Here is a 23212-nt window from a genome sequence, read left to right on the forward strand (position 1 = left end):
AAGAATTTGCCTGGCGGCCATAGCGCCGTGGAACCACCTGATCCCATGCCGAACTCAGAAGTGAAACGCGGTAGCGCCGATGGTAGTGTGGCATTCGCCATGCGAGAGTAGGACACTGCCAGGCACCCAATACAAGAAACCCCGCTCATCGAGCGGGGTTTTTTATTGCCTGCAATTTATTAAATCGTCTAATATTTGACCTGAGTTATTCCTTTCTTCTTTTTTTATTGTTACTCACCGTTATCTTTCGGTTCAACGAATAGCCTGATGTTACGCTTTTACTCTTTCTTCATATAAAGCAGTTACTCTGTATGGCAGGGCTGGCATCGCCATAACCCGTGAATCCTATGATCGCCTATACGTCGTGATCTCTTGCTTGGGATCTCTGCTTCCTGAGTTAGCTGCTCCCTCTTTTTAAGCCGCAACCCCATCGTCCCTGCTTTTCTATGACTGTGTTAACTGGCCCTGACTTTATTCCGAAGAGGGGTTATTGGCGGTACCAACATGCTGGAGCTGTGGTCGCTGCGTTGGGTCCTTGTTGTTTGGGGTAATAAGAAAATGGGCAATGATGTGCGCAGGAATGCAGAGGTTCGATGTTGATAGGTGATCTTGTGGCAGCTGTTGAGCCCGCAGGTGAGAAGACCAAGACAGGTGTTGGAGAAGGCTAATGTGTTGAGATCTATGAGGAATGACAAATCGCAGGCAAACAAAAAGCCCACGCAACATTATTGCATGGGCTCGGTATAAATGGCGGAGGAGGTGGGATTTGAACCCACGGATGGTCGCCCATCGCCGGTTTTCAAGACCGGTGCATTCAGCCGCTCTGCCACCCCTCCGCAGCAGTGCGGCGAATATTACCATGCTGTTCCGGCTTGTAAATCCCCGCCCGGTTCGATTGCTGGTTAATTGCACGAAATGACATGAAAAAGTGGCAATCAGAGCGTATCAAGCGCTTTTTTAGCCAGATAACTTGACTTGAAAACAGACTCAACCACTATAGTGGCCTCTATCATATCCTCTGCAAGATAACGTTATGACTATTAAAAATGCCCTGTTTTGCGCGCTGGCTGGCGTGACCCTGCTGGCGACGCCGGTACATGCAAGCGAGCTGACCAAAAGCGATGTCGAGCAAATCGTTCGCGACTATCTGGTCAAGAATCCCGAGATCCTGGTCGAGATGTCCAATGCCCTGCGTGCCAAGCAGGAGAGCCAGCAGGCCGAGAGTGACAAGGCGCTGATCAAGGCTCACTCCAAGCAGCTTTATGCCAATCAGGATCCCGAGATGGGGAATCCGAAGGCGTCGTTGACCATTGTGGAGTTTTTCGATTACAACTGTGGTTACTGCAAACGGGCCCATCCGCTGGTCAAGCAGCTGATGGCGGAAGATAAAGACATCCGTTACATCTACAAGCAGTTCCCCATTCTGAGCGAGTCCTCCTACTTCGCAGCCCGTGCTGCGCTGGCGGTCCAGCTGGGTCAGCCTGACAAGTACCAGGCGTTCCATGAGAAGCTCTATACCCATCAGGGCCCGCTCGCTGATGAAGCACAGGTCAAGCAGTTGGCTGTGGCGGCCGGTGTGGACTGGAGCAAGGTGGAAGCGAAGATCAAGGATGGCAACATTGACCAGAACCTCGGTACCAACCGTGCGCTGGCTGAAGCGCTCGGTATCTCTGGTACCCCGGCCTTCATCATCGGTGATCAGATCCTGCGCGGTGCTCCCCGTGATCTGGCCAGCCTGAAGGGGTTTATCAAGGACGTGCGTGCAGGCAAGAGCATTCAATAAGCGGTTGTCATGGTCGAGGGCCCAGCGCCCCGGCCAGATACAGAAAGAGGGTCGGTATCACTACCGGCCCTCTTTTTTATTATGTCCTTTGGCACAAGTGGTCGTCGCGAAAGGACCATAACAACGTGCTCAGGACCCGGCCTGTTGGCCTCAGTAACAAGTATTAGCAGAGTCGTTCGGAGTCGATTGATAAATATTTCGCCTCGCAGAGGTGTGTCATGAGCATTGCTTAATTCCGGTCAAGATTTTTTCTGCTGCTTGCCTTAGAATCGCCGCCCGTTGCAGGAGAAACCCCTATGTTAGTTGATATTTTACGGCTGGTTTTTATAGCTGGAGGCCTCGTATTCATCTTTATGCTGGTGCAAGCCTGCTGGCGGAAGAAGCAGAGTGGATCCTTTGAGGCGACACCCTTCTGGCCGGTGGCGTTGATCGGTGGGGTTGCCAACTTTCTCGATACCCTGGGGGTGGGCAGCTTTGCGGTAAAGACCGCCTGCTACAAGCAGTTCAAGCTGATCGATGATCGGGTGCTGCCGGGGACCCTCAATGGGCAGTGCGTGCTGCCGACCGTGACTCAGTCGCTGATCTTCGTCGGCGCAGTCGCAGTGGAGCCGCTGACGCTGCTCAGCATGATGATGGCCGCCGCAGCGGGCGCAGCTTGGGGCGCTCGTCATGTGGCCTCGTTTGATCGGCAGACCATCCGGTTGGTGATGGCTATCTCCTTACTGGTCGTTGCAGGGCTTATCTTTGCCGGTCTGCTGGGGCTTTTCCCTGTAGGCGGCGATGCGATGGGGCTCAGCGGCTACAAGCTGGCGATCGCCCTGCTTGGCAATTTCATCTTCGGGGTATTGATGAATGTCGGTATCGGCCTGTTTGCCCCCTGCATGACGCTGGTTTATCTGCTGGGGATGAACCCGCTGGCGGCGTTTCCCATCATGATGGGCTCCACCGCCGTGCTTAGCGTCTTCTCCGCAGGCACCTTTATCCGCAAAGGGGCGTTTGATGCCAAGGCGGTGCTGGCGGTAGCCATCTTCGGTCCCATCGGTGTGGTGCTGGCCGCCATGCTGGTCAAATCCATGGATATGGAGATGCTGAAGTGGCTGGTTGCCTTTATCGTCATCTATACCTCCTGGACCATGTACGCCTCCTGGCGGGCGGCGCGTCGCTCCTCTGTGCAACTGGCGGTGGAGAGCGCAGGCTAGCCTGTACCAGTGCCGCTTCGGCCTTGGCCCCCAGAAAAACATAGAGGCCAAGCGCCAGCAGCAAACCCACCGCACACCCCATCACTCCGACCGCTGGCCAGAGCAGCTCGCTCTGGCCGAGCGAGCCTTTGAACAGCAGCAACAGCCCCTCGATGGAGACCGCGATCAGAATGGCGGCGATAAAGCGGGTGATGGTGCGGCGAATGGCGCTGTGGCGGAAGATATCCTTATGCAGCAGTACCTCCTCTTCCAGAATGGTCTTGCCCAGATCGAACACCGCCAGTGCCAGCGTCAGGAAGATGATGGCGCTAAAGGCGCCGAGCTGGTTCTGCCGCTCGTCGCACAATAGCTGGTAGAGCTGCTCCAGCCCGTGCCAGATCAGGGTGGCGACGATGAGAAACAGCGCCATGCTGAGCACCACATAGACCGCCTTGAACCAGGGCATGGCGCGGCGGCGCTCCCTGTCTCCCATCAACCAGCCAATCAGCTGATTCAGACAGACGGTGATCTCCCGTCCTTGCCCCTGCACAATAAGGTGCAGCCGGTTATGGGCCGCCGGCTGGATGCACATCGGCCCCTGATAGTGGTCAATGCTGACCACAAAGGGATACCCCTTGAGCGAGACAAGGGGGGCGCTGAGCAGCCCCTGCAGTAGCGGGGTCAACTCCTCCTGATACTCCTGATAGCGCCGCAGCACATCGATGGGGCTCATCTCTGCCATATGGACCTCGGTGACGTGGGCTCTTGTGGTGAATGTGCAAATAGTGGGCCTGCTTTATGACAGGGATGGCGGGGCAAGTTGCACCAGAGGATGACAAATCGGCGGATGATGATGGGGGAATGCACCAGAACTGGGCGTATCGAAGAGCTGTGTGGTGATGAAGGTACTGCGATAGAAAAGGGCCCGTGACGGGCCCTTTGCGACAACCAGCGGCGATTTAGCAAGCCAGCTTGGCGAAGCTGCGCTCGGCGGCAGCCAGGGTATGTTCGATCTCCTTATCACCGTGAGCCAGCGACAGGAAGCCCGCCTCGTAGGCGCTCGGTGCCAGATAGACACCCTCTTCCAGCATGAGATGGTAGAAGCGCTTGAAGCGTTCCATATCGCAGCGAGTGACCTGCTCGTAGCGGGTGATTTCAGTCTCTTCGGTGAAGAAGAAACCGAACATGCCGCCCACATAGTTGATGGCGAGCGGAATGCTATGCTTGGCCGCGGCCGCTTTCAGTCCCTCGGCAACACGGGCGGTCTTGGCGCTCAGCTGCTCATAGAGACCCGGCTCCAGCAGCAAATCCAGCATGGTCAGACCGGCCGCCATGGCCACCGGGTTGCCGGATAGAGTACCCGCCTGATAGACAGGGCCGGTCGGGGCGATGTGCTGCATCACCTTCTTCTTGCCGCCGAAGGCGCCAACAGGCATGCCGGCACCGATGATCTTGCCAAGGGTGGTGAGATCCGGGTCGATGTTATAGTGACCCTGAGCACCGCGCAGGGAGACGCGGAAGCCGGTCATCACCTCGTCCAGGATCAGCAGGGCGCCGAACTCGTCACAGATGGCGCGCAGCCCTTCCAGGAAGCCGGGGACCGGCGGGATGCAGTTCATGTTGCCTGCGACCGGCTCGACGATGATACAGGCGATCTCGCTGCCGTACTGGGTGAAGGCTTCACGCACCGAATCCAGATCGTTGAAGACGCAGGTCAGGGTGTGCTTGGCGAAATCGGCCGGAACGCCCGGGCTGTTGGGCTGACCCAGGGTCAGGGCGCCGGAACCTGCCTTGACCAGCAGGGAGTCGGCGTGGCCGTGGTAGCAGCCCTCGAATTTGACGATCTTGTCGCGGCCAGTGTAGCCACGGGCCAGACGAATGGCGCTCATGGTGGCTTCGGTGCCGGAGTTGACCATCCGCACCTGCTCCATAGAGGGGACGATCTGGCGCACTTTCTCGGCCATCAGCACTTCGATCTCGGTCGGCGCACCGTAGCTCAGCCCCTTCTCAACGGCCTTGATGACGGCGGCCTTGATGGCCGGGTGGTTGTGACCCAGCAGCATGGGGCCCCAGGAGCCGATGTAATCCACGTAGGCCTGACCATCCACATCATAGAGATAGGCACCGTCGGCGTGATCGATGAAGCGGGGCGTGCCGCCGACCCCATTGAAGGCGCGGACCGGTGAGTTGACGCCACCCGGAATGGTCTGGCGGGCCTGTTCAAACAGCTGATCTGATTTTGACATGGATCATCCTTAATGGGATTTTGGTCGTCACACAAGGGATTGCAGCCGATTGAGACTCGGCAGGCCGGAGCATCAGGAGTATGCTTTGCGCTCTCGCCACCCGGACTCTCGGTCTGCTCCCGTGACAAAAATTTAACGGGCCGACTATAGCAGAAAGCCCCAGCCCTGGGCAGCCGAGCAACGCGCCGGGTGATCCTGATCTCAGCTAGCTGACGATATGGTTTTTCCAAGTTGGTGTAACAAGATGGCGCAACTAGCTCTCTCCTCTGAAGCCGATACCTCTTCGCGGGGGCCGCTTTCCCGCATTATCCGGCAAGACAAGATGCCCTTGCTGGTGCTGCTGCTGGCGGCGCTGGTCGGTACCCTGGCCGGACTGGTGTGCGGCCTGTTCGAATCGGGAGTCCACTGGCTGGCAGAACAACGTATCGCCTTGCTGGCCGACCGTCCCTGGTGGCAGCTCGGTCTGCTCGGCTTTGGCTTCAGCGCCTTGTTGGGATTTGTCGGCTACTTCCTCACTCATACCTTTGCCCCGGAAGCGGGTGGTTCCGGCATTCCCGAGATCGAGGGGGCGATGGACGATCTGCGCCCGGTGCGGTGGTGGCGGGTATTGCCGGTCAAGTTCTTCGGTGGCATCTGCACCCTGAGTTCCGGCATGGTACTGGGGCGGGAGGGGCCTTCGGTACAGATCGGCGGCAACCTCGGCAAGATGGTGGCGGATATCTTCCGGTTGCCCAAGGAGCATGGCCACGCCCTGCTGGCCGCCGGTGCGGCGGGCGGTCTGGCAGCTGCCTTCAATGCGCCGCTGGCGGGCATCCTGTTCGTGATGGAGGAGATGCGGCCGCAGTTTCGTTACTCCTTTCTTGCCATCAAGGCGGTGGGGATCTCCGCCATCATGGCGACCCTGATGTTGCAGAACATGAAAGGGCAGGGGGCGGTGATCACCCTGCCCCACTACGATGCGCCAGCCCTCAAGGCGCTCTGGCTGTTCCTCTTTATGGGGGCCACCTTCGGCGTATTGGGCTTTGTTTTCAACAAGCTGGTGCTGGCCTGTCAGGATGGCTATTTGGCGCTGCATCAGAACAAGCGCCACCGTTTCGTGGCCATCGGCATGCTGGTCGCCGGAACGTTTGGTGTGCTGTCGCTGTTTGCCCCCTCGGTGACGGGCGGCGGCACCGAGCTTATTCCCCATCTGATGGGGGATGAGTATGCGATGGCGACCCTGTTCCTTATCTTCTCGGTGCGGCTGGTTGCGACCCTCATCTGCTTTTGCTCCGGTGCCCCGGGCGGGGTGTTTGCGCCGACCTTGGCGTTGGGCACCCTGTTTGGCGTGGTGTTTGGCCATCTGTTTCATGCGGCGTTTCCGGAGCTTGGTATCGAGCCCGGCGCCTTTGCCATCGCCGGAATGGGGGCGCTGTTTGCTGCCACCGTGCGTGCCCCCATCACCGGTATCGTGCTGGTCACCGAGATGACCGACAACTATCAGCTGATCCTGCCGATGATGATCACCACGGTCGGTGCGACTCTGGTTGCCCAGTGGCTGGGTGGCCGACCCATCTATTCCCAGATCCTGGAGCGAACTTTACGGCTCGCCGCGCGTCAAAAGCGGGGTGATGGCAGCGCCACGGCCAGTTAATTTTTCCCTTTATCGCCTGTGACCCCGGTCCTGGCGGTATAGTGAAGGGAGAGGCGCTGCCGTAAATGGCGTGATAACGGGATGAGGGGCTATGTCCAATCTATTGAAGTTATTGGTCGTGTTAGCCGTTGGCGGGCTCATCGGTTACTTTGTCGGTAACCGGCAGGAGCTGGCCCAGAGCAGTCTGTTGGTGGTGCAGCAGGAGACGCTGGATCGTCAGGGCAAGGCCATCGGCCAGCTCAAGACAGAGCTGGGGGTGAAAGATACCCAGCTGGCGACCCAGAAAGCGGCCTTCGAGCAGTTGCAGACCACCCTGAAGAGTCAGGAGGCGCAGGTGCAGGAGCTCAAGCGCCAGCTGGCCTTTTTCGAGCGGATCATGCGCCCCACCGGCGAACAGGTGGGGGTAGTGATCGACAACCTGACCCTGCAGGAGACCAGCATTCCCGGTCGCTACCACTACCGTCTCGCCCTGACCCAGCCTGCCAAGAAGCGGGAGCTGTTTCGCGGTCAGGTGCAGATCCGGGTCGAGGGGAGCCTGGCCGACAAGCCGAAGACGCTGACCGGTCGCGATCTCGGAATGAAGGTGAGCGAGTGGCGCTATGCCCTGCGTTATTTCCAGCTGCTGGAAGGGAATTGGCAGTTGCCGGAAGGTTTTGTGCCGGATCGGATCCGTGTCACCATCAACAAGGATGGCAGGCAGCCGGCGCAAGAGCTGCTGGTTGAGTGGGGCGAGGTGATCAAGCCGCTGGTCGCCGCACCGCCTGCTCCGGTTCCCGCTGCCGGTTAAACGTGGTGAATACTTGAACTGAATGGTCGGGTATTGGATAATTTCGCGGTTTCCATGTTTGTGGATCTAATGGTTGTGAGGTCAGTAATGAGTGCAGTAGCAGAAGCCCCGCTGCCCATCCAGATGACGGATGCGGCGGCCAACAAGGTGAAGAACCTGATCACCGAGGAAGAGAATCCCGAGCTGAAGCTGCGGGTGTACATCACGGGTGGGGGCTGCTCCGGTTTCCAGTATGGCTTTACCTTTGATGAGAAGATCAACGACGGGGATACCGTGGTCGAGAAGAACGGCGTCACCATGGTGATCGATCCCATGAGCCTGCAATATCTGGTAGGCGGCAGTGTGGATTACACCGAGGGTCTGGAAGGTTCACGTTTCACCGTGACCAACCCCAATGCCACCACGACCTGTGGCTGTGGCTCCAGCTTCTCCATCTGATCGGCGTTATCGGTCTGATGAAACGGCTCTCGGCAACGAGGGCTGTTTTTGTTTGGGGGCTCTGGGATGACGGTAAAACAGCATCCCCCCTGAAACAACAAAGGCGCCTTGGTGGCGCCTTTGTTGTTTCAGGATGGCTTAGCGGGAGCTTGCTGCCGCGACCAGCGGGATCCGGTTCACCGCCTTGCCCATGTAGGCGAGGGTGATGGTCACAATGATGCAGGTGAAGCTCAGCCACATGTAGGGCAGGTAGTCGAGGGTTGCCACCCCCAGAACCCCGGCCATGAAGATGCCGTTGTCGCTCCAGGGCACCATGCCGCAGGTGAGGGTGCCGCCAAACTCGGCGTTGCGAGAGAGGTTCTTGCGCGCCAGTCCCAGTCGGTCGTAGTTCTTGGCCATGATCTTGGGGGTCAGGATCAGCGACACATACATGGCCGAGCCAAACACGTTGGCCAGAAACGCGGTGCCGATGGTGTGGCTGGTCAGGCTGCCGACGCTATTGATGCGCTTCTCGAAGGCGCTGGCGATCACTTCCAGAATACCGACCTTCTCCAGCAGGCCGCCAAACCCGAGACCGAAGATGATGACCGCGACCGAGCCCAGCATGGACTCCATGCCACCGCGACCGAGAATGTTGTCGATAAAGTCGATGCCGGAGGTGATGGCAAACGGACTATAAGCCGAGTGCATCGCCTTTACCGGATCCATGCCCTGGAAGGCGATGGCCCAGATCAGGCCCAGCAGGGCGCCGAAGCTGATCACCGGGAAGGCGGGCTTGCGATTTGCCAGCAGGCCCAGTACCAGCACCACCGGCACTATGGCCAGCGGGGTGATATTGAACTGGTTGTCGAGAGCCTCCATCACCAGATTGACCTGCTCCAGGCTGACATTACCCGAATACTGCATACCCACCACGGTGAACAGCACGGCGGTGATGACATAGGAGAGCAGGCTGATAGGCAGCATCCCCTTGATATGCTCCACCACGTCGACGTTGGACATGGTCGAAGCCAGCACTACTGAGTCGGAGAGCGGAGAGAGCTTGTCACCGAAGTAGACGCCGGAGAGCACGGCACCGGCTACCAGCGGCGCAGGCACGCCGAGGCTGTGGCCGATCCCCATCATGGCGATACCGGCGGTAGCGGCAGAGCCCCAGGAGGTGCCGGTGGCCAGCGAGGTCAGGGAGCAGATGATCAGGGTTGCCAGCAGGAAGATGGACGGATGGATCACCTTGAGGCCGAAATAGATGATGCTGGGAACAATGCCGCCGGCAATCCAGGTGCCGACTAGGGCTCCGACGGAGACCAGGATCAGGATGGCCCCCATTCCCTTGGCAACGCCGTCAACGGCAGCCTGCTCCAGGGATTTGTAATCGTGGCCGAGTTTGATGCCAAGCCCCATGATGACGAACCAGGCGATGAACAACGCCAGCTGGATCGGCAGATCGAGCACGCTGGTGAACGAGAATGCCAGGGCCAGGAAAATGGCCAGACAGGCAAATACCTGTGCCATGCCCGGTAGTCGGATGTGGTTTTGTTGGTTTTGCATAGATACTTCCTAAACTCTTGCTCGCCAAGGTCACTCCCTCTCGTCCTGTGGATACATCGATCCCGAGGGGGCAACCCAAAAAGAGGCCGCAATCTACCACAAACCCGGCGGGTTAAAGCCCCATCAAATTGGCAAAAATGCACATTTGATTGAAAAAATCACAAATTAGTTGATCTCATAACCCGTTTTTGAGCGGCCTGTTGACACAAAGGGTCACATACGAAGCTTGCCTGTGACGCCACTTGCATCCCCAACAGATGCAGATGATAATTATTATCAATTGATGGGGGGGAGAAAACAATGCGCTGGATATTGCGGGGGATGATGTTGCTGGTGGCGGTGGCCGTACTCGCATGGGGTCAGGATAAAGAGTACGGCACCTGGAGTGCCGGCTTTCTGTTGGCTGCCTGGGTGATGCTGGAGCCCGGATTGCGGCCCGCCTTGATCTTGCTGCCAGTGGCCGGGTTGACCGGTATCGTTACCCTGCTCTGGCAGCAGCCCTGGTTATGAGCTTTTGACGGGAGCCTGCTTGATCTTCTGCTGTGCCACCTTGAGCGATTCGACCACCAGTTTCTCCATTTCGGTGCGCTTGGCGTCGGTCAGGAAGTAGATCATGTCGACATTGTGGCGAATATAGTGGGCGGGGAGCTGGTTGAGGGTGAGGCAGCAGAGGTCGGCCATCTGATCGCTGTTGAGCTTTTGCTGCAGCCCCTGTTTCTCAATCTCCTTGAGCACCAGATGTTCGTAAAAGTTGTGAATGTCGGTATCCAGTATCATATGCGTTCCTTGGCATGACGATGAGCGGGGAGTCGTCAAAAGCATAGCCATAACAAGGAGTAAAAACAAAAGGCCCATCACTTTCGTGATGGGCCTTTTGCGTAATGAATGGTGCGAAGAGAGGGACTCGAACCCTCACATCCGTGGGACACTAACACCTGAAGCTAGCGCGTCTACCAATTCCGCCACCTTCGCACACTGATTTTCTCCAGCTGGTTTTTAAATGCGGTTGGAGCGCATTGCTCTGTGTTTACATGTCAGAATCATGGTGCGAAGAGAGGGACTCGAACCCTCACACCCGGGGGGCACTAACACCTGAAGCTAGCGCGTCTACCAATTCCGCCACCTTCGCACATTCGGATTTCCAGCCTGGATTTACATGCTGTCTGGATAAAGCATGGTGCGAAGAGAGGGACTCGAACCCTCACATCCGTGGGACACTAACACCTGAAGCTAGCGCGTCTACCAATTCCGCCACCTTCGCACATTGTGTTACCAGTTTTGATTTACATGCTGTCTGGAGAAGCATGGTGCGAAGAGAGGGACTCGAACCCTCACACCCGGGGGGCACTAACACCTGAAGCTAGCGCGTCTACCAATTCCGCCACCTTCGCACATTCGGGTTTTCTAGTTGGATTTACATGCTGCTGAATCAGCATGGCAGTATTGGTGCGAAGAGAGGGACTCGAACCCTCACATCCGTGGGACACTAACACCTGAAGCTAGCGCGTCTACCAATTCCGCCACCTTCGCATCACTGCGGAGGGGGATTCTATAGAGTTTTGGGGGAGCGTCAACAGCCAAAGGGGACTTTTTTCGCTGTTGACGCTCAAAGTGAAGCCAAGGGTACAAAACTTCAGCAATTAGCTGACGTTTGGCATTCAGTAACGGCCCAATGCGCTCTGATACATCCGTTCATACTGGGTGACCGAGTCAGGCCAGTTGAAGCGGGTGCTCATGGCATTGCGCTGTACCTTGGCAAAGCGCTCTTTGTCCTGCAGGAAATAGAGCAGGCTGCGGCGCATGGTATCGAGCAGGATGGCGGCAGTCGGATCGTTGAAGCAGAAGCCGGTGGCATGCTCGGGATCCGCATCCCAATCCACCACGGTATCTTTCAGACCACCCACGGCGCGCACCAGTGGCAGGGTGCCATAGGCGAGACTGTACATCTGGTTGAGGCCGCAAGGCTCGAACAGAGAGGGCATTAGGAAGAAGTCGGCACCGGCTTCGACCAGATGGGCCAGCCGATCGTCATAGGTGTTGATGAAGGCGAGCTTGCCCGGATAATCCCGGGCCATGGTTTGCAGTTGCGTGGCGAGCGCAGGATCGCCAGAGCCGACGATCACCACTTGTACCTGATGGTGGAGGAATTTCTCCAGCGCAGGGAGCAGCAGGGGAACGCCCTTTTGCTCGGTCAGGCGGCAAACCATGCCGTAGATGGGCAAGTCCGCCACGGCCAGCCCCGCTTCCTGTTGCAGGCTCTCTTTGCAGATCTGTTTGCCAGCCATGTTGTCGATGCTGTAGGTCGCAGGCAGGAATTCATCGAACTCCGGATCCCAGTCCTTGTAGTCGCAGCCGTTGAGTATGCCGCAGAGATCCGCCGCCCGCTGCTGGAAGATATGCGCCATGCCGTGGGCGCCGAGGTGAGTCAGCAGCTCCTGGGCATAGTTGGGACTGACCGCATTGATCTTGTCGGCGTAGAGCACCCCGCATTTGAGCAGATTGACGTGGCCGTAGTCGTAGTTGATGCGGCGTTCGTAGTCGGCGATCTCGGGCATGGCCCAGAACTGCTCGCGGCCAAACACCCCCTGAAACGCCGCGTTGTGAATGCTGATCACGCTGCGGGTCTGCTGGAAGAAGGGGTTGTGGGCGTGACGGGTTTTCAGCAGCAGTGGCAGCAGGCCGGTGTGCCAGTCATTGCAGTGGGCGATATCCGGAGCAAAGCCGAGCTGCTCGCAGGCATGGAGGGCAGCGGCCGAGAAGAAGGCAAAGCGCTCGCCATTATCCGGATAGGCCTGATTGTTCTCGGCGTAGAGCTGGGGACGATCGAAATATTGCGGGCAGTCGAGCAGATAGACGCAAACACCATCCAGCTCCATCTGGTAGATGCGATAACCGATATCCGGCAGCCCCGGATGGGTTGGCAACCAGCGTGACGCCACCAGTCTGGCCTCATCCCGTCGCTTTATCGTCTTGTAGAAGGGCAGCATGATCCTGACATCATGTCCCTTCTGGGCCAGGTACATCGGCAGGGCTCTGGCGACATCGGCCAAGCCCCCGGTCTTGACCAGCCCCTCAACTTCCGAGGCAACAAACAGGATTTTCAGTGGGTTAATAGCCAACTCTTGCTCCCTTAGGTACCACCACGATACCGCCTTCGGATACGGTAAATCGCTCTCTATCGTGGTCCAGATTTTCACCGATAACGGTGCCTGGCGCAATTTCAACGTTTTTATCAATGATGGCGCGCCGGATGGAGCACCCTTCGCCAATCTTCACATCCCCCAGCAACACGGATTCACTGATATGGCTGCACGCGCCGATATTGCAGCGAAAACCAAGGATGGAGCGCTGGATCTGGCTGCCCTGAATGAAGCAACCGGCGGAGATCAGCGAGTTGGCGATCTTCACCTTGCACTCGTCGCTGTCGATGAAGGTAGCAGGCGGCAGCGCCGGATAGTGGGTGTGCAGGGGCCACTTGCGGTTATAGAGGGAGAAGGGGGGATTGTCGGCCACCAGGTCCATGTGCGCTTGCCAATAAGAGTCGAGGGTGCCCACATCCCGCCAGTAGACGTGCGGTTTCTCGCCGGGGATGACGTTGGTGCTGTAGTCATAGACATAGACGGGGGCGCGCGGGTAGAGGCTCGGGATCACATCCTTGCCAAAGTCGTGGCTGGAGTTCTCCTCAGCGGCATCCCGCTTCAACTCGCGGCAGAGGGCATCGGTCTCGAAGATGTAGTTGCCCATGGAGACCAGCGCCTGGGTCGGATCGCCGGGAATGTGCTTGGGTTGCTTCGGCTTTTCCTGAAAGCCGATCATCCGCCCTTCGGTATCGACCTCGATCACCCCGAATGCGCTCGCCTCTTCGATGGGCATGCGCAGGGCCGCGACCGTCATGGCGGCGTTCTTCTGCTTGTGGAAGGTGACCATCTGGCTCACATCCATCTTGTAGATGTGGTCGGAGCCGAAGATGCAGACATGATCAGGTTCGGCCCGCTCGATAAAGCCGAGGTTCTGGTAGATGGCATCGGCGGTGCCGTCATACCAGCGTTTGCCCATGCGCATCTGTGCCGGGATAGGGTCGATAAAGCGGTCGGTGATGCCGACGATATTCCAGCCCTTCTTCATGTGCAGGTAGAGGGACTGGGATTTGAATTGGGTCAGTACATAGATGCGCAGAAAGTCGGCGTTGACGAAGTTGTTGAGGACAAAGTCGATCAGCCGGTAGCTGCCACCGAAGGGGACGGAAGGCTTGCTGCGGGTGGTGGTCAGAGGCTGCAAGCGAGTACCTTCGCCACCAGCCAGGATCATGGTCAAAATGCCTGCCATCGTATTTCTCTCCCTGAATTAACAACATGAAAAGGTTTTCAATGTTCGGTATAAAAACACCCCTAAAGGGGTGGTTTTTATCGTGTGCTTAATACCTTATCAGATGCCGGATGGCGCTCTCTAGCTGTTTTATTGTGCTGCTTACACTTATTTACATTTTGCTCAGATAGACCTTGAATTTGGCATCACTGCTGATCACTTCAGTCCGTTTGAAGTGTGTCTCCAGTATAGGCTGGTAGCGCAAGAAGGCGTTGGCAACAATGGTCAGCGAGCCATTTGGCAGCAAAAATTCCGGCGCCTTGGCCAGGAACTGCTCGGTCGCCGCATAGAAGGTTTTGAGACCCGCATGGAATGGCGGGTTGGAGACGATGTGCTGGAAACGGGTGGAGACATCCGAATAGACATCGGAAGCGGTGACCTTGCCCTGCAGACCGTTGATCGCCAGGGTGCGGCGGCTCGATTCGAGTGCCAGTGCGCTGATATCCACCATGTTGACCTGCAGCTCCGGATTGCGCTTGGCCAGCACGGACCCAATCACCCCGGCGCCGCAGCCAAAATCGAGCAGATCGCCCTTCATCGGTGGCACCGCAGCCAGCAGCATCTGGGTGCCGAGATCCAGCTCGGCGGCGCTGAAGACGCCTGGCAGCGCCAGTACGGTCAGCTCGGTATCACCGGCCTTGCACTGATAGCGGCCAAACCAGTTATCCAGATCGAACGGGGTGACCGGTTTGCTCAGCTCACCATGATAGAGGGAGCAGCGGCGGGCCGAGTCACGTTTGACCGGCTTTTCGCCATAGGGGGCCAGCAGCTTGTCGGCGCCATTGATGCCGCCGCGGTTTTCACCGGCGAGAAACAGGTCGGCACCCGCTTCCAGCAAGGGGGTCATCATGGCCAGCAGATATTGTGCCTCGGCTTTCGCCTTGGGCATCAGCAGTAACAGAGCATCGAAGCGGGGCGTTCCGCCTAGCTGGTGGTCGAACAGGATAGCCTCGCCGAGGGCGGCCTGCTGGCTGCGGTAGTAGCAGTAATCGGTGGTAAAGACGGTCAGGGTCTGGGCCAGGCTCGCCAGCTGGCGGGGGTAGTTATCCTCCAGCGCGCCGCAGACAAGTAGCCGCTTGCCGACAAAGAGGGCTTGGTTTCGTTCCAGCATCTGGCTGACGGCACTGATAGGGCTGCTCATTGGGTCTCTCCACGCAATTTTGGGCGGCCATTATACATAGCCCCTTTCGCCTTGACATTTATGCCGTGTTCCCGAAATATGCCCAGACACCATTTTTTGACCAGAGATGACGAAATGCGGTTCAACGGGTTGAAACGAAAGCACAAAAAAAGCCTGAAATTCGGGCCTGCCGACGTTCGCGCGTAACCTCTCATCCCTGAGAAGCTTCAAACCCCGGTTGCGCACATCGTACCGGGGTTTTTTATTGCCATATGCGCGTCATTTAGGAGAAGGAGATCCCATGTTTCAAGGTTCAATCGTTGCGTTGATCACCCCGTTTCGACAGGGAAAGCTGGATGAAGAGGCGCTGCTGCGTCTGGTGGAGTGGCATATCGAGCAGGGCACTCACGGCATTGTGCCGGTGGGCACCACGGGTGAGAGCCCGACCCTGACCCACGACGAGCACTGCCGGGTGGTGGAGCTGGTGGTCAAGCAGGTCGCTGGTCGCATTCCGGTGATTGCCGGAGCCGGTTCCAACAACCCGGTCGAAGCCATCGAGTACACCCTCCATGCCGAGCGGGTGGGGGCTGATGCCACTCTGCATGTGGCCGGTTACTACAACCGCCCCAATCAGGAGGGACTCTACCACCATTTCAAGGCTGTCCACGACGCCACCGCCAAGCCGATCATCGTCTACAACATCCCGCCGCGCGCCATCGTTGACGTGCAACCGGCGACCCTGGCCCGTCTGGCCGAGTTGCCGCGCATTGCCGGGGTGAAAGATGCCACCGGCGACTTGGCCCGCCCCTGGACCGAGCGCCAGCTGATCAAAAAGCCTTTCGCCTGGCTCTCCGGTGAAGATGCCACGGCTGTGGCCTACAATATCGGCGGGGGTCAGGGCTGTATCTCGGTGACCGCCAACGTGGCCCCCAAGCTGGTGGCCGAGGTGCAGAACCTCACGCTGGCCGGCAAGTGGCAAGAAGCGCGTGAGCTGCAAGACAAGCTCATTCCGCTCCATCAGGCGATGTTTGCCGAGCCAAGCCCGGCCGGTGCCAAATATGCCGCTTCCCTGCTCGGTTTCTGTAGCGAGGAGTGCCGACTGCCGGTGATGCCGCTGTCGGAAGCGACCCGCCAGCGCATTCGCAGCGCCATGCAGCAGCTCAACCTGCTGTAATGCAAAACGGGTGAGCCAAGGCTCACCCGTTTTGTTTTTGGCTTTTGTTTCTGGCCTTTATTTACGACATCGCTCCACTCAGGCTGCGTGATGCAGCCAGGCGGCGATGTCCAGCTGCAACTCGACATATGCCGGATAGAGGAAGAGATCGGCCAGTTCGGCAGGCCACTCGTTTTGCTCGTCCGATTGGGCTTGCAGGTTGGTCAGGGCGGGCAGCCAGGGTGCTGGTTGTGGCAGCGTGGCCGCACTGCGGGCGACCAGATCGATCCCCTGGCACAGGGCTGCGAGTGCCTGCTGTTGAATGCCTTTATCCTGAGGATGCTCCAGCCAGAGCTGCTCGTGATGCTGCCAGTGGCGCAGCCCTTCGCTTACCCCCGTTATGCCATCCATACCTTCATGTTCGACCAGCGCCTGCAGGGCCAGCGGTTTGCCAAGACCAGCCAGTCGATAGCCGCGCTGGGCCTTGGATTGGGCGCCAAGGCGCAGCCCGCCGATCCTGGCAAGGCGCCGGGCCAGTGCAAACAGCGCCGCGGTCGCGCCGGATTTGAGCTCCAGTTCCAGCTCGTTGATGGTGGTGCTGCCCTGACTGCCGACTATCTCTCCCTGATCCCAGGCCAGTTCAATCTCGGTCCCCTCGAAGGCGATCAGCCAGTGGCGGCGCAGGAAGTCGGTGCGAAACTGGGCGACCAGCTGCTGCTGAATGTGGTCACGCTCGGTCAGAGTCGGCCAAATCTCATCGGGAAAGGCCGAGAGGGTCGGCAGATCGCCGCTGACTGGGGCGTTGTACTCGGGTCTGGCGTGCAGGCCGCCCACCACCTGGCCACGGCATTTGATGGTCTGCTCGGCGAAGGCATCGCAGCGGCGGATCCGCAGTCCCATCTCCAGCTGGCGCAGAGCCAGGGTCGGCGTATCGAAATAGACGTTGCCGAGCTGCTGTTGTGACGATTCTTTAATCTCAAGAGAATTCAGCAGGTTGGATAACTCGGGTTGAATGTCGCTGGCGACAAAAAACTTTATCTCGATCTCAGTTTGCATAGTCATTCCGGGCTGGCAGACAACTTTGGGGGGCAGGATTCGGGTCGCGGGGATATAATGCCCGCGAGACGACTAGATTAATTCGCGGTTTAATTGAGGGCGCAGTTCGGTTACCATGCGCGCCTCATAAAATCGTATCGAGTGTTTTTTCACCGACACAGGTTTGGCCATGCCAGTAAATACTATTTTGGGGCTTTTTGCCAAGTCCCCCATCAAGCCGCTGCAGAAGCATATCGTCAAGGTTCACCAGTGCTCCCAGCAGTTGGTTCCTTTCTTTGACGCCGTTGCCGAAGACCGTTGGGAAGATGCCGAGAAGATCCGGCAGCAGATCGCCCAGCTGGAAAAAGAGGCAGATACCCTCAAGCGTGAAATCCGTCTGAAACTGCCTCGCGGCCTGTTCCTGCCGGTTGCACGTACCGACCTGCTGGAGCTGTTGACCCAGCAAGACAAGATTGCCAACCGTGCCAAGGATATCTCCGGCCGCATGCTTGGTCGTCGCATGGAGTTCCCCGCCGAAATGCGGACGGATTTCATGGCTTACCTCAAACGTTGTATTGATGCGACCGCTCAGGCCGAGAAAGCGATCGGGGAGCTCGACGAGCTGCTCGAGACCGGCTTCAAAGGACGGGAAGTGGAAATGGTTGCCGAGATGATCCACCAGCTGGATCTGATCGAGGACGATACAGACACCATGCAGATCGGACTGCGCCAACAGCTGCAAGCGGTTGAGCACAATTACAACCCGATCGATGTGATGTTCCTTTACAAGATCCTCGAATGGGTAGGTGACCTGGCAGATCAGGCCGAGCGCGTAGGCGCCCGTCTGGAACTGATGCTGGCTCGTTCGTAATCGACTGACTGGGTAAACACTACTAATGGACATTATCGCGAATTACGGCACCACTCTGGTGCTCGTGGCGGCCTTGTTCGGCTTTTTGATGGCTTGGGGTATTGGCGCGAACGACGTTGCCAACGCCATGGGGACATCGGTCGGCACCAAATCCCTGACTATCCGTCAGGCGATCATCATTGCCATGATCTTCGAATTTGCCGGTGCCTATCTGGCCGGTGGCGAAGTGACGGCCACCATCCGTAACGGCATCATCGACAGCAACGCCTTTGCCGATACGCCGGATCTGCTGGTGCTCGGCATGATCGCCTCCCTGCTGGCGGCAGGCGCCTGGTTGATCCTCGCCTCCTACTTCGGCTGGCCTGTTTCCACCACTCACTCCATCATCGGCGCCATCGTCGGTTTTGCGGTGGTGAGCATTGGCCCGGAAGCGGTGCAGTGGAGCAAGTTTGGCGGCATCGTCGGCTCCTGGGTCATCACCCCGGCCATCTCAGGTGTCATCGCCTACTTCATGTTCATCAGCGTGCAGAAGCTTATCTTCAACACCGATGACCCCCTGAACAACGCCAAGCGCTATGTGCCGTTCTACATGTTCCTGACTGCGCTGGTGATCTGTCTGGTGACCATCAAGAAGGGGCTGACCCACGTCGGTCTGCACCTGAGCGATGGTGAGGGCATTCTGCTCTCCATCGCCATCTCCATCGCAGTGGCGTTTGCCGGCTGGATCTACATTCGCGGCCAGAAGTACAACCCGCAGGATGACAGCAAGATGCACTTCGCCAACGTGGAGAAGGTGTTTGGCATCCTGATGGTGATCACCGCCTGTGCCATGGCCTTTGCCCACGGCTCCAACGATGTGGCCAACGCCATTGGCCCGCTCTCTGCGGTGGCCTCTATCGTGGCTTCCGGTGGCGAGATTTCCAGTCAGGCTGCCATTGCCTGGTGGATCCTGCCGCTGGGCGGTATCGGTATCGTGATCGGTCTGGCGACCATGGGCGAGAAGGTGATGGCGACGGTCGGTACCGGCATCACTCACCTGACCCCGAGCCGTGGTTTTGCTGCCCAGCTGGCGACTGCCGCGACCGTGGTGATTGCCTCCGGCACCGGTCTGCCCATCTCCACCACCCAGACCCTGGTCGGTGCTGTGATGGGTGTCGGTCTGGCGCGCGGCATTGCGGCGCTGAACCTGGGGGTACTGCGCAACATCGTGGTCTCCTGGATCATCACCCTGCCTGCCGGTGCCATCCTGGCTATCGCCATCTTCTACGTGCTGCAGGCCTGCTTCTCCTAATCGAAGCAGCATTCAGCAAAAAGCCCGAGTCATCGACTCGGGCTTTTTTATTGTGCGCGGGAGCTGAGGTGCTGCTCCCTTTGCACATCAGCCTTAGAGGCTGGCGCAGATTTGCCACAGATCGTACTGGATAGCGGCGGCGGTCACTTCCCGACCCGCCCCCGGCCCCTGGATCACCAGCGGGTTGGTGCGGTAGCTGTCGCTCTCGATGGCGAAGATGTTGTCGCACGGCAAGAGGTTGGCAAACGGGTGGTGGGGCTCCAGCGCCTCCAGTCCGACCCGCGCCTTGCCGTCATGCTCGAAACGGGCCACGTAGCGCAGCACCTTACCGAGGCGCTTGGCTCCCTCGAAGGCGGTCTGGATCGGGCCATCCAGCTCTTTCAGGCGATCCATAAACTGATCGGCGGTCACCTTGCGCAGCGGAACGGGCACCAGATTCTCCAGCTCGATATCGGCGGAGTCGAGCTCGAAGCCCGCCTCCCGCGCCAGAATGAGCAGCTTGCGCCGCACATCCTGACCGGAGAGATCTTCGCGGGGATCCGGTTCGGTCAGACCGTGCTGCCACGCCTCGTCCACCAGCTCGGAGAAGGGGCGGGTGCCGTCATACTGCTGGAACAGCCAGGAGAGGGTGCCGGAGAAGATGCCGGAGACCCCCTGAATGCGGTCGCCGCTCTGGCGCAGCATCTGGATGCTGGACTGGATTGGCAACCCGGCACCCACGGTGGCGTTGTAGCGCCACTGCACCTGATGATCACGGCAGGTCTGTTTGATGCGCTGGTAGAACTCGCTGTCGGCGGCGCCGGCAAACTTGTTGGCGGCGATGATGTGAATGCCGAGCTGGGCAAAATCAGGATAGTAGCGGCTCACCGTTTCGCTGGCGGTCATGTCCAGCGCAATCAGCGCGTCGAAGCCGTGCTGCTCAAGCTGGGAGAGCAACTCCGGCCAGATCAGCGGTTTGGGATTGAAGTTGTCCTGTACCTTGAGGGGGTTGAGTCCCTCTTCATCCAGCAGGCCCCCTTCCGAGCTGAACACCCCGTAGAGGGTGAGCGCCAGATTGAGTTCATGTTCCAGCCGTGCCTTTTCGCGGGCGTAGAGGCTCAGCCAGTGGCCGCCGATATTGCCCTTGCCGAACACCACCAGTCCGACCCGGGTTGGGCGGCTGAAGAGGGCGCTGTGCAGGGCGATGAGCAGCGGCTCCAGCACCACTTGGCGCAGCACGGCCACCAGACTCAGGCCATCTCGGGCCACCTGGACGAACTCCAGCGGTTGATCTGCCAGCAGCTGATAGAAGCGGTGACACTGCTCCGCGTTGTCGGTGACCCCGGCGCCGACCAGCGCCACCAGACTGTACCCCTCTTTCTGAATGAGGCCGGTGAAGCTCCCTTGCAGCTGGAAGTCGCGCAGCAGCTCGAAGGCGCCTTGTGCCACTTCGAGGGTGTAGGCGAGGCGCAGGATCCGGCGATCCGGCTGGCGCTGCAGTGTGAGCGGGTTGAGGCGGTGACGGGCCAGATGGGCCTCGATGGTGGCCACCGTCTGCTCATAGTTGGTCTGCGGCAGCACCTTCAGCTCGATGAGGGCGATCTGATCCACCGAGGAGACGATGCGGGCGCCACCGGAGCGGGGGGCGCGGCGCAGGATATGGGTGCAGCCCTCGTCCGGGTTGTAGCTGCAGCGCAAAGTGAGGCGCTGGCGGCTGTCGGCCACAGGTTGCAGGGTGCGCGAGTGCAGCACCGAGGAGCCAAGACGGGCCAGCTCGTTGGCTTCCGCGAGGCTCAGGCGTTCCAGCAGACGCGCTTCTTTCACCCGGCGCGGGTCGGCGCTATAGACCCCGGCCACGTCGCTCCAGATGGTGGTGGATTCGCCGTCCGCCAGCAGCGCCAACAGGCTGGCGCTGTAGTCGGATCCATTGCGACCGAGCAGCAGGGAACGCCCCTCCATGTCGGCGGCGATAAAGCCGGTTACCACGATTCGACCGGCATGCTCCGCCAGTCGCGCCTTGAGCAGTTCGCTGGAGAGGGCGGTATCCACCTTGACCAGAGCGCCATCCTCGGCGCGCAGGAAACTGCGGGCATCGAGCCAGATGGCCTTGTCGCCGCGGCTGGTGAGCAGGGCAGCCAGCAGGCGAGCCGACCACACTTCGCCAAAGGCGAGCAGGCCGTTGCGGGCGAAGCGATCAAACTGCCCCTCCAGCGTTTTGGCGATCAGTTGCATGTCGTCGGCCAGCTGCTTGCTCAGGTCAAGCTGTAGCTCGCCCTCCAGCAGGCCGTCGATCAGGCTCTGCTGATAGGCCTGCAGGGCCGAGATGGCTTCACCGGCGGCTTCGTCCCCCGCTTCGGCCAGCTCCACCAGCTGGATCAGCCGGTTGGTGGTCTTGCCGGCGGCGGAGACCACGATCAGTTCATCCCCGCCCACCTGTTGTTCAACGATACTGGCGACCCGGCGATAACAGACCGGATCCGCCAGACTGCTGCCACCAAATTTGTGGACGTGACGCCGCTTCAATCCTGCTTCTGCTGCCACCGCGATCTCTCCTTGTTGCTGCTGTTCCATTACTTCGCTACCTGTTCTGCCTGCTGCGCCTGTTCAAAAGCCTGAGCCAGATCGGCCACCAGGTCTTCACCGTGTTCAATACCGACCGACAACCGCAGCAGCTGGGCGCTGATGCCAGCTGCCTGCTGCGCCGCTGGGGTCATGGCCCTGTGGGTCATGCTGGCCGGATGGGCCACCAGACTCTCCACCCCGCCGAGGGACTCGGCTACCGAGAAGAGGGTGAGGGCCGCAAGGAAGGCGCGAATGCCCGCCTCGCTGCAATCGAGTTCAAAACTTAGCATGGCGCCGAAGCCGGACTGTTGACGGCGCGCAATGTCGTGGCCCGGATGGCTCGGCAGGCTGGGGTGATAGATGCGTTTCACCAGTGGCTGCTGTTGCAGGAAGGCGAGGATGCGATCGGTGTTCTCCTGATGGGTGCGCAATCTGGGGGCCAGAGTGCGCAGACCGCGCAGGGTGAGGTAGGAGTCGAACGCCCCGGAGGTGAGCCCCAGACAGTTGGCCCACCACACCAGCGACTCGGCCAGTGCCGCCTCCTTGGCAATCGCCACTCCGCCCACCACGTCGGAGTGACCGTTGATGTACTTGGTGGTGGAGTGCACCACCACGTCGGCACCGAGGGCCAGGGGTTGTTGCAGCAGGGGGGAGAGGAAGGTGTTGTCCACCACCACCTGCGCACCCACCTCGTGGGCGGCGCTGGCGATGATACTGATATCTACCACTCGCAGCAGCGGGTTGGAGGGGGTCTCCACCCATACCAGCGCAGGCTTTTGCGCCAGCGCGGCGGCCAGAGCGGCCTCGTCACCCTGATCGACAAACTGCACCCGGTAGTGGCCCTTGGCCGCCAGATACTCGAACAGGCGCCAGGTGCCGCCGTAGCAGTCGTGGGGGGCGAGCAGCAGATCCCCCGCCTTGAGCAGTGCTGTGGTGACCAGATGGACGGCGCCCATGCCGGTGCCGGTAACCACGGCGCCAGCGCCCCCTTCCAACGCCGCCAGCGCGTCCGCCAGATTGGTGCGGGTCGGATTGCCGGAGCGGGCATAATCGTATTGACGGGGCTCGCCAAAGTCGGCAAAGGTGTAGTTGCTGGAGAGGTAGATGGGGGGCACCACGGCACCGTGCTGCTGGTCTGTCTCAATCCCGGTGCGAACCGCCAGGGTGGCCTTGTGGGTCATATCACTCTCCTTGATGTCTCTTCACACGCCGGCATCTTGCTG

At 59.2% G+C, this 23212-nt stretch carries 19 protein-coding genes, 6 tRNA genes and 1 rRNA gene; 10 read left to right on the forward strand and 16 right to left on the reverse strand.

Features of this window, described 5'->3' with window-relative positions; translation table 11 throughout:
- The first annotated feature begins 9 nt into the window (after nucleotides 1–9).
- A 5S ribosomal RNA gene (gene rrf, locus AB5Y73_RS18725) occupies nucleotides 10–124 on the forward strand.
- 624 nt (nucleotides 125–748) lie between these two features.
- On the opposite strand, the gene AB5Y73_RS18730 is transcribed toward rrf, so the two are convergent.
- Nucleotides 749–836: transfer RNA gene (locus tag AB5Y73_RS18730), tRNA-Ser, on the reverse strand.
- Nucleotides 837–1033: 197 nt separating this feature from the next.
- On the opposite strand from AB5Y73_RS18730, the gene AB5Y73_RS18735 reads away from it, so the two are divergent.
- Together AB5Y73_RS18735 and AB5Y73_RS18740 are read left to right on the forward strand one after the other, a co-directional pair.
- Nucleotides 1034–1783, forward strand: coding sequence for a DsbA family protein (locus tag AB5Y73_RS18735; RefSeq protein WP_107684423.1), 750 nt, complete (start codon nucleotides 1034–1036; stop codon nucleotides 1781–1783).
- A gap of 296 nt (nucleotides 1784–2079) precedes the next feature.
- On the forward strand, nucleotides 2080–2982 hold the full coding sequence (locus AB5Y73_RS18740) for a sulfite exporter TauE/SafE family protein (protein ID WP_279499328.1): 903 nt from the start codon (nucleotides 2080–2082) through the stop codon (nucleotides 2980–2982).
- Here the strand turns inward: AB5Y73_RS18740 and AB5Y73_RS18745 are convergent.
- Both AB5Y73_RS18745 and hemL read right to left on the reverse strand, forming a co-directional pair.
- Nucleotides 2897–3703: a hypothetical protein gene (locus AB5Y73_RS18745; protein WP_107684422.1), complete on the reverse strand. Its 807-nt coding sequence runs from the start codon at nucleotides 3701–3703 to the stop codon at nucleotides 2897–2899. The genes AB5Y73_RS18740 and AB5Y73_RS18745 overlap by 86 nt on opposite strands.
- A 217-nt stretch (nucleotides 3704–3920) precedes the next feature.
- Nucleotides 3921–5207, reverse strand: coding sequence for a glutamate-1-semialdehyde 2,1-aminomutase (gene hemL, locus AB5Y73_RS18750; RefSeq protein ID WP_107684421.1), 1287 nt, complete (start codon nucleotides 5205–5207; stop codon nucleotides 3921–3923).
- Nucleotides 5208–5451: 244 nt separating this feature from the next.
- Here hemL and clcA point away from each other — a divergent pair, with 244 nt between their 5' ends.
- The 3 genes from clcA to erpA all read left to right on the forward strand — a co-directional run bounded on the left by clcA (nucleotide 5452) and on the right by erpA (nucleotide 8065).
- On the forward strand, nucleotides 5452–6840 hold the full coding sequence (gene clcA, locus AB5Y73_RS18755) for a H(+)/Cl(-) exchange transporter ClcA (RefSeq protein ID WP_181497630.1): 1389 nt from the start codon (nucleotides 5452–5454) through the stop codon (nucleotides 6838–6840).
- Between the two features lie 91 nt (nucleotides 6841–6931).
- Nucleotides 6932–7627, forward strand: coding sequence for a DUF6776 family protein (locus AB5Y73_RS18760; RefSeq protein WP_005343032.1), 696 nt, complete (start codon nucleotides 6932–6934; stop codon nucleotides 7625–7627).
- Nucleotides 7628–7714: 87 nt separating this feature from the next.
- Nucleotides 7715–8065 carry an iron-sulfur cluster insertion protein ErpA gene (erpA, locus tag AB5Y73_RS18765; protein WP_005340225.1) on the forward strand — a complete coding sequence of 117 codons (351 nt, stop codon included), beginning with the start codon at nucleotides 7715–7717 and terminating at the stop codon, nucleotides 8063–8065.
- A gap of 138 nt (nucleotides 8066–8203) precedes the next feature.
- Here erpA and nhaC read toward each other — a convergent pair whose 3' ends face one another.
- Nucleotides 8204–9613: a Na+/H+ antiporter NhaC gene (gene nhaC, locus AB5Y73_RS18770; RefSeq protein WP_005357819.1), complete on the reverse strand. Its 1410-nt coding sequence runs from the start codon at nucleotides 9611–9613 to the stop codon at nucleotides 8204–8206.
- Between the two features lie 300 nt (nucleotides 9614–9913).
- Here nhaC and AB5Y73_RS18775 point away from each other — a divergent pair, with 300 nt between their 5' ends.
- A complete protein-coding gene (locus AB5Y73_RS18775) occupies nucleotides 9914–10123 on the forward strand; it encodes a hypothetical protein (RefSeq protein WP_005357820.1) in 210 nt (69 codons plus the stop codon).
- Here AB5Y73_RS18775 and AB5Y73_RS18780 read toward each other — a convergent pair.
- From AB5Y73_RS18780 to rsmC, 9 genes are all read right to left on the reverse strand, one after another.
- A complete protein-coding gene (locus AB5Y73_RS18780) occupies nucleotides 10118–10390 on the reverse strand; it encodes a late competence development ComFB family protein (protein ID WP_005343036.1) in 273 nt (90 codons plus the stop codon). The two genes, AB5Y73_RS18775 and AB5Y73_RS18780, sit on opposite strands and share 6 nt — an antisense overlap.
- Before the next feature lie 109 nt (nucleotides 10391–10499).
- A tRNA-Leu gene (locus tag AB5Y73_RS18785) sits at nucleotides 10500–10585 on the reverse strand.
- Nucleotides 10586–10656: 71 nt separating this feature from the next.
- Nucleotides 10657–10742: transfer RNA gene (locus AB5Y73_RS18790), tRNA-Leu, on the reverse strand.
- Nucleotides 10743–10788: 46 nt separating this feature from the next.
- Nucleotides 10789–10874 (reverse strand) — tRNA-Leu (locus AB5Y73_RS18795).
- A 44-nt stretch (nucleotides 10875–10918) separates the two neighbouring features.
- Nucleotides 10919–11004, reverse strand: a tRNA-Leu gene (locus AB5Y73_RS18800).
- A 53-nt stretch (nucleotides 11005–11057) separates the two neighbouring features.
- Nucleotides 11058–11143, reverse strand: a tRNA-Leu gene (locus AB5Y73_RS18805).
- Between the two features lie 128 nt (nucleotides 11144–11271).
- Nucleotides 11272–12732, reverse strand: coding sequence for a glycogen synthase GlgA (gene glgA, locus AB5Y73_RS18810; RefSeq protein WP_005343039.1), 1461 nt, complete (start codon nucleotides 12730–12732; stop codon nucleotides 11272–11274).
- Nucleotides 12722–13939 carry a glucose-1-phosphate adenylyltransferase gene (glgC, locus tag AB5Y73_RS18815; RefSeq protein WP_005340236.1) on the reverse strand — a complete coding sequence of 406 codons (1218 nt, stop codon included), beginning with the start codon at nucleotides 13937–13939 and terminating at the stop codon, nucleotides 12722–12724. The genes glgA and glgC overlap by 11 nt, the downstream gene beginning before the upstream one ends.
- A gap of 151 nt (nucleotides 13940–14090) precedes the next feature.
- Complete coding sequence (gene rsmC / locus AB5Y73_RS18820; RefSeq protein WP_181497629.1) at nucleotides 14091–15119, reverse strand: 16S rRNA (guanine(1207)-N(2))-methyltransferase RsmC; 1029 nt, start codon at nucleotides 15117–15119, stop codon at nucleotides 14091–14093.
- A 280-nt stretch (nucleotides 15120–15399) separates the two neighbouring features.
- Here rsmC and dapA point away from each other — a divergent pair, with 280 nt between their 5' ends.
- Complete coding sequence (dapA, locus tag AB5Y73_RS18825) at nucleotides 15400–16272, forward strand: 4-hydroxy-tetrahydrodipicolinate synthase (RefSeq protein WP_181497628.1); 873 nt, start codon at nucleotides 15400–15402, stop codon at nucleotides 16270–16272.
- Nucleotides 16273–16350: 78 nt separating this feature from the next.
- Here the strand turns inward: dapA and AB5Y73_RS18830 are convergent, their stop codons facing one another.
- Nucleotides 16351–17307, reverse strand: coding sequence for an inorganic triphosphatase (locus AB5Y73_RS18830; protein ID WP_058058564.1), 957 nt, complete (start codon nucleotides 17305–17307; stop codon nucleotides 16351–16353).
- A gap of 169 nt (nucleotides 17308–17476) precedes the next feature.
- Here AB5Y73_RS18830 and AB5Y73_RS18835 point away from each other — a divergent pair, with 169 nt between their 5' ends.
- Both AB5Y73_RS18835 and AB5Y73_RS18840 read left to right on the forward strand, forming a co-directional pair.
- Nucleotides 17477–18157, forward strand: a complete 681-nt coding sequence (locus AB5Y73_RS18835) for a TIGR00153 family protein (RefSeq protein WP_005340244.1) — start codon at nucleotides 17477–17479, stop codon at nucleotides 18155–18157.
- A 25-nt stretch (nucleotides 18158–18182) separates the two neighbouring features.
- Nucleotides 18183–19448, forward strand: a complete 1266-nt coding sequence (locus AB5Y73_RS18840; protein WP_042053268.1) for an inorganic phosphate transporter — start codon at nucleotides 18183–18185, stop codon at nucleotides 19446–19448.
- 93 nt (nucleotides 19449–19541) lie between these two features.
- On the opposite strand, the gene AB5Y73_RS18845 is transcribed toward AB5Y73_RS18840, so the two are convergent.
- Together AB5Y73_RS18845 and metB are read right to left on the reverse strand one after the other, a co-directional pair.
- The gene (locus AB5Y73_RS18845; RefSeq protein ID WP_181497627.1) at nucleotides 19542–21998 is read right to left on the reverse strand and encodes a bifunctional aspartate kinase/homoserine dehydrogenase II; all 2457 of its coding nucleotides are present in this window, start codon (nucleotides 21996–21998) and stop codon (nucleotides 19542–19544) included.
- Nucleotides 21998–23170, reverse strand: a complete 1173-nt coding sequence (metB, locus tag AB5Y73_RS18850; RefSeq protein WP_181497626.1) for a cystathionine gamma-synthase — start codon at nucleotides 23168–23170, stop codon at nucleotides 21998–22000. Before metB ends, AB5Y73_RS18845 begins: the two co-directional genes overlap by 1 nt.
- Nucleotides 23171–23212: the final 42 nt, after the last annotated feature.

Source organism: Aeromonas sp. s7(2024) (assembly GCF_040907825.1).
Lineage (GTDB): Bacteria > Pseudomonadota > Gammaproteobacteria > Enterobacterales > Aeromonadaceae > Aeromonas > Aeromonas veronii.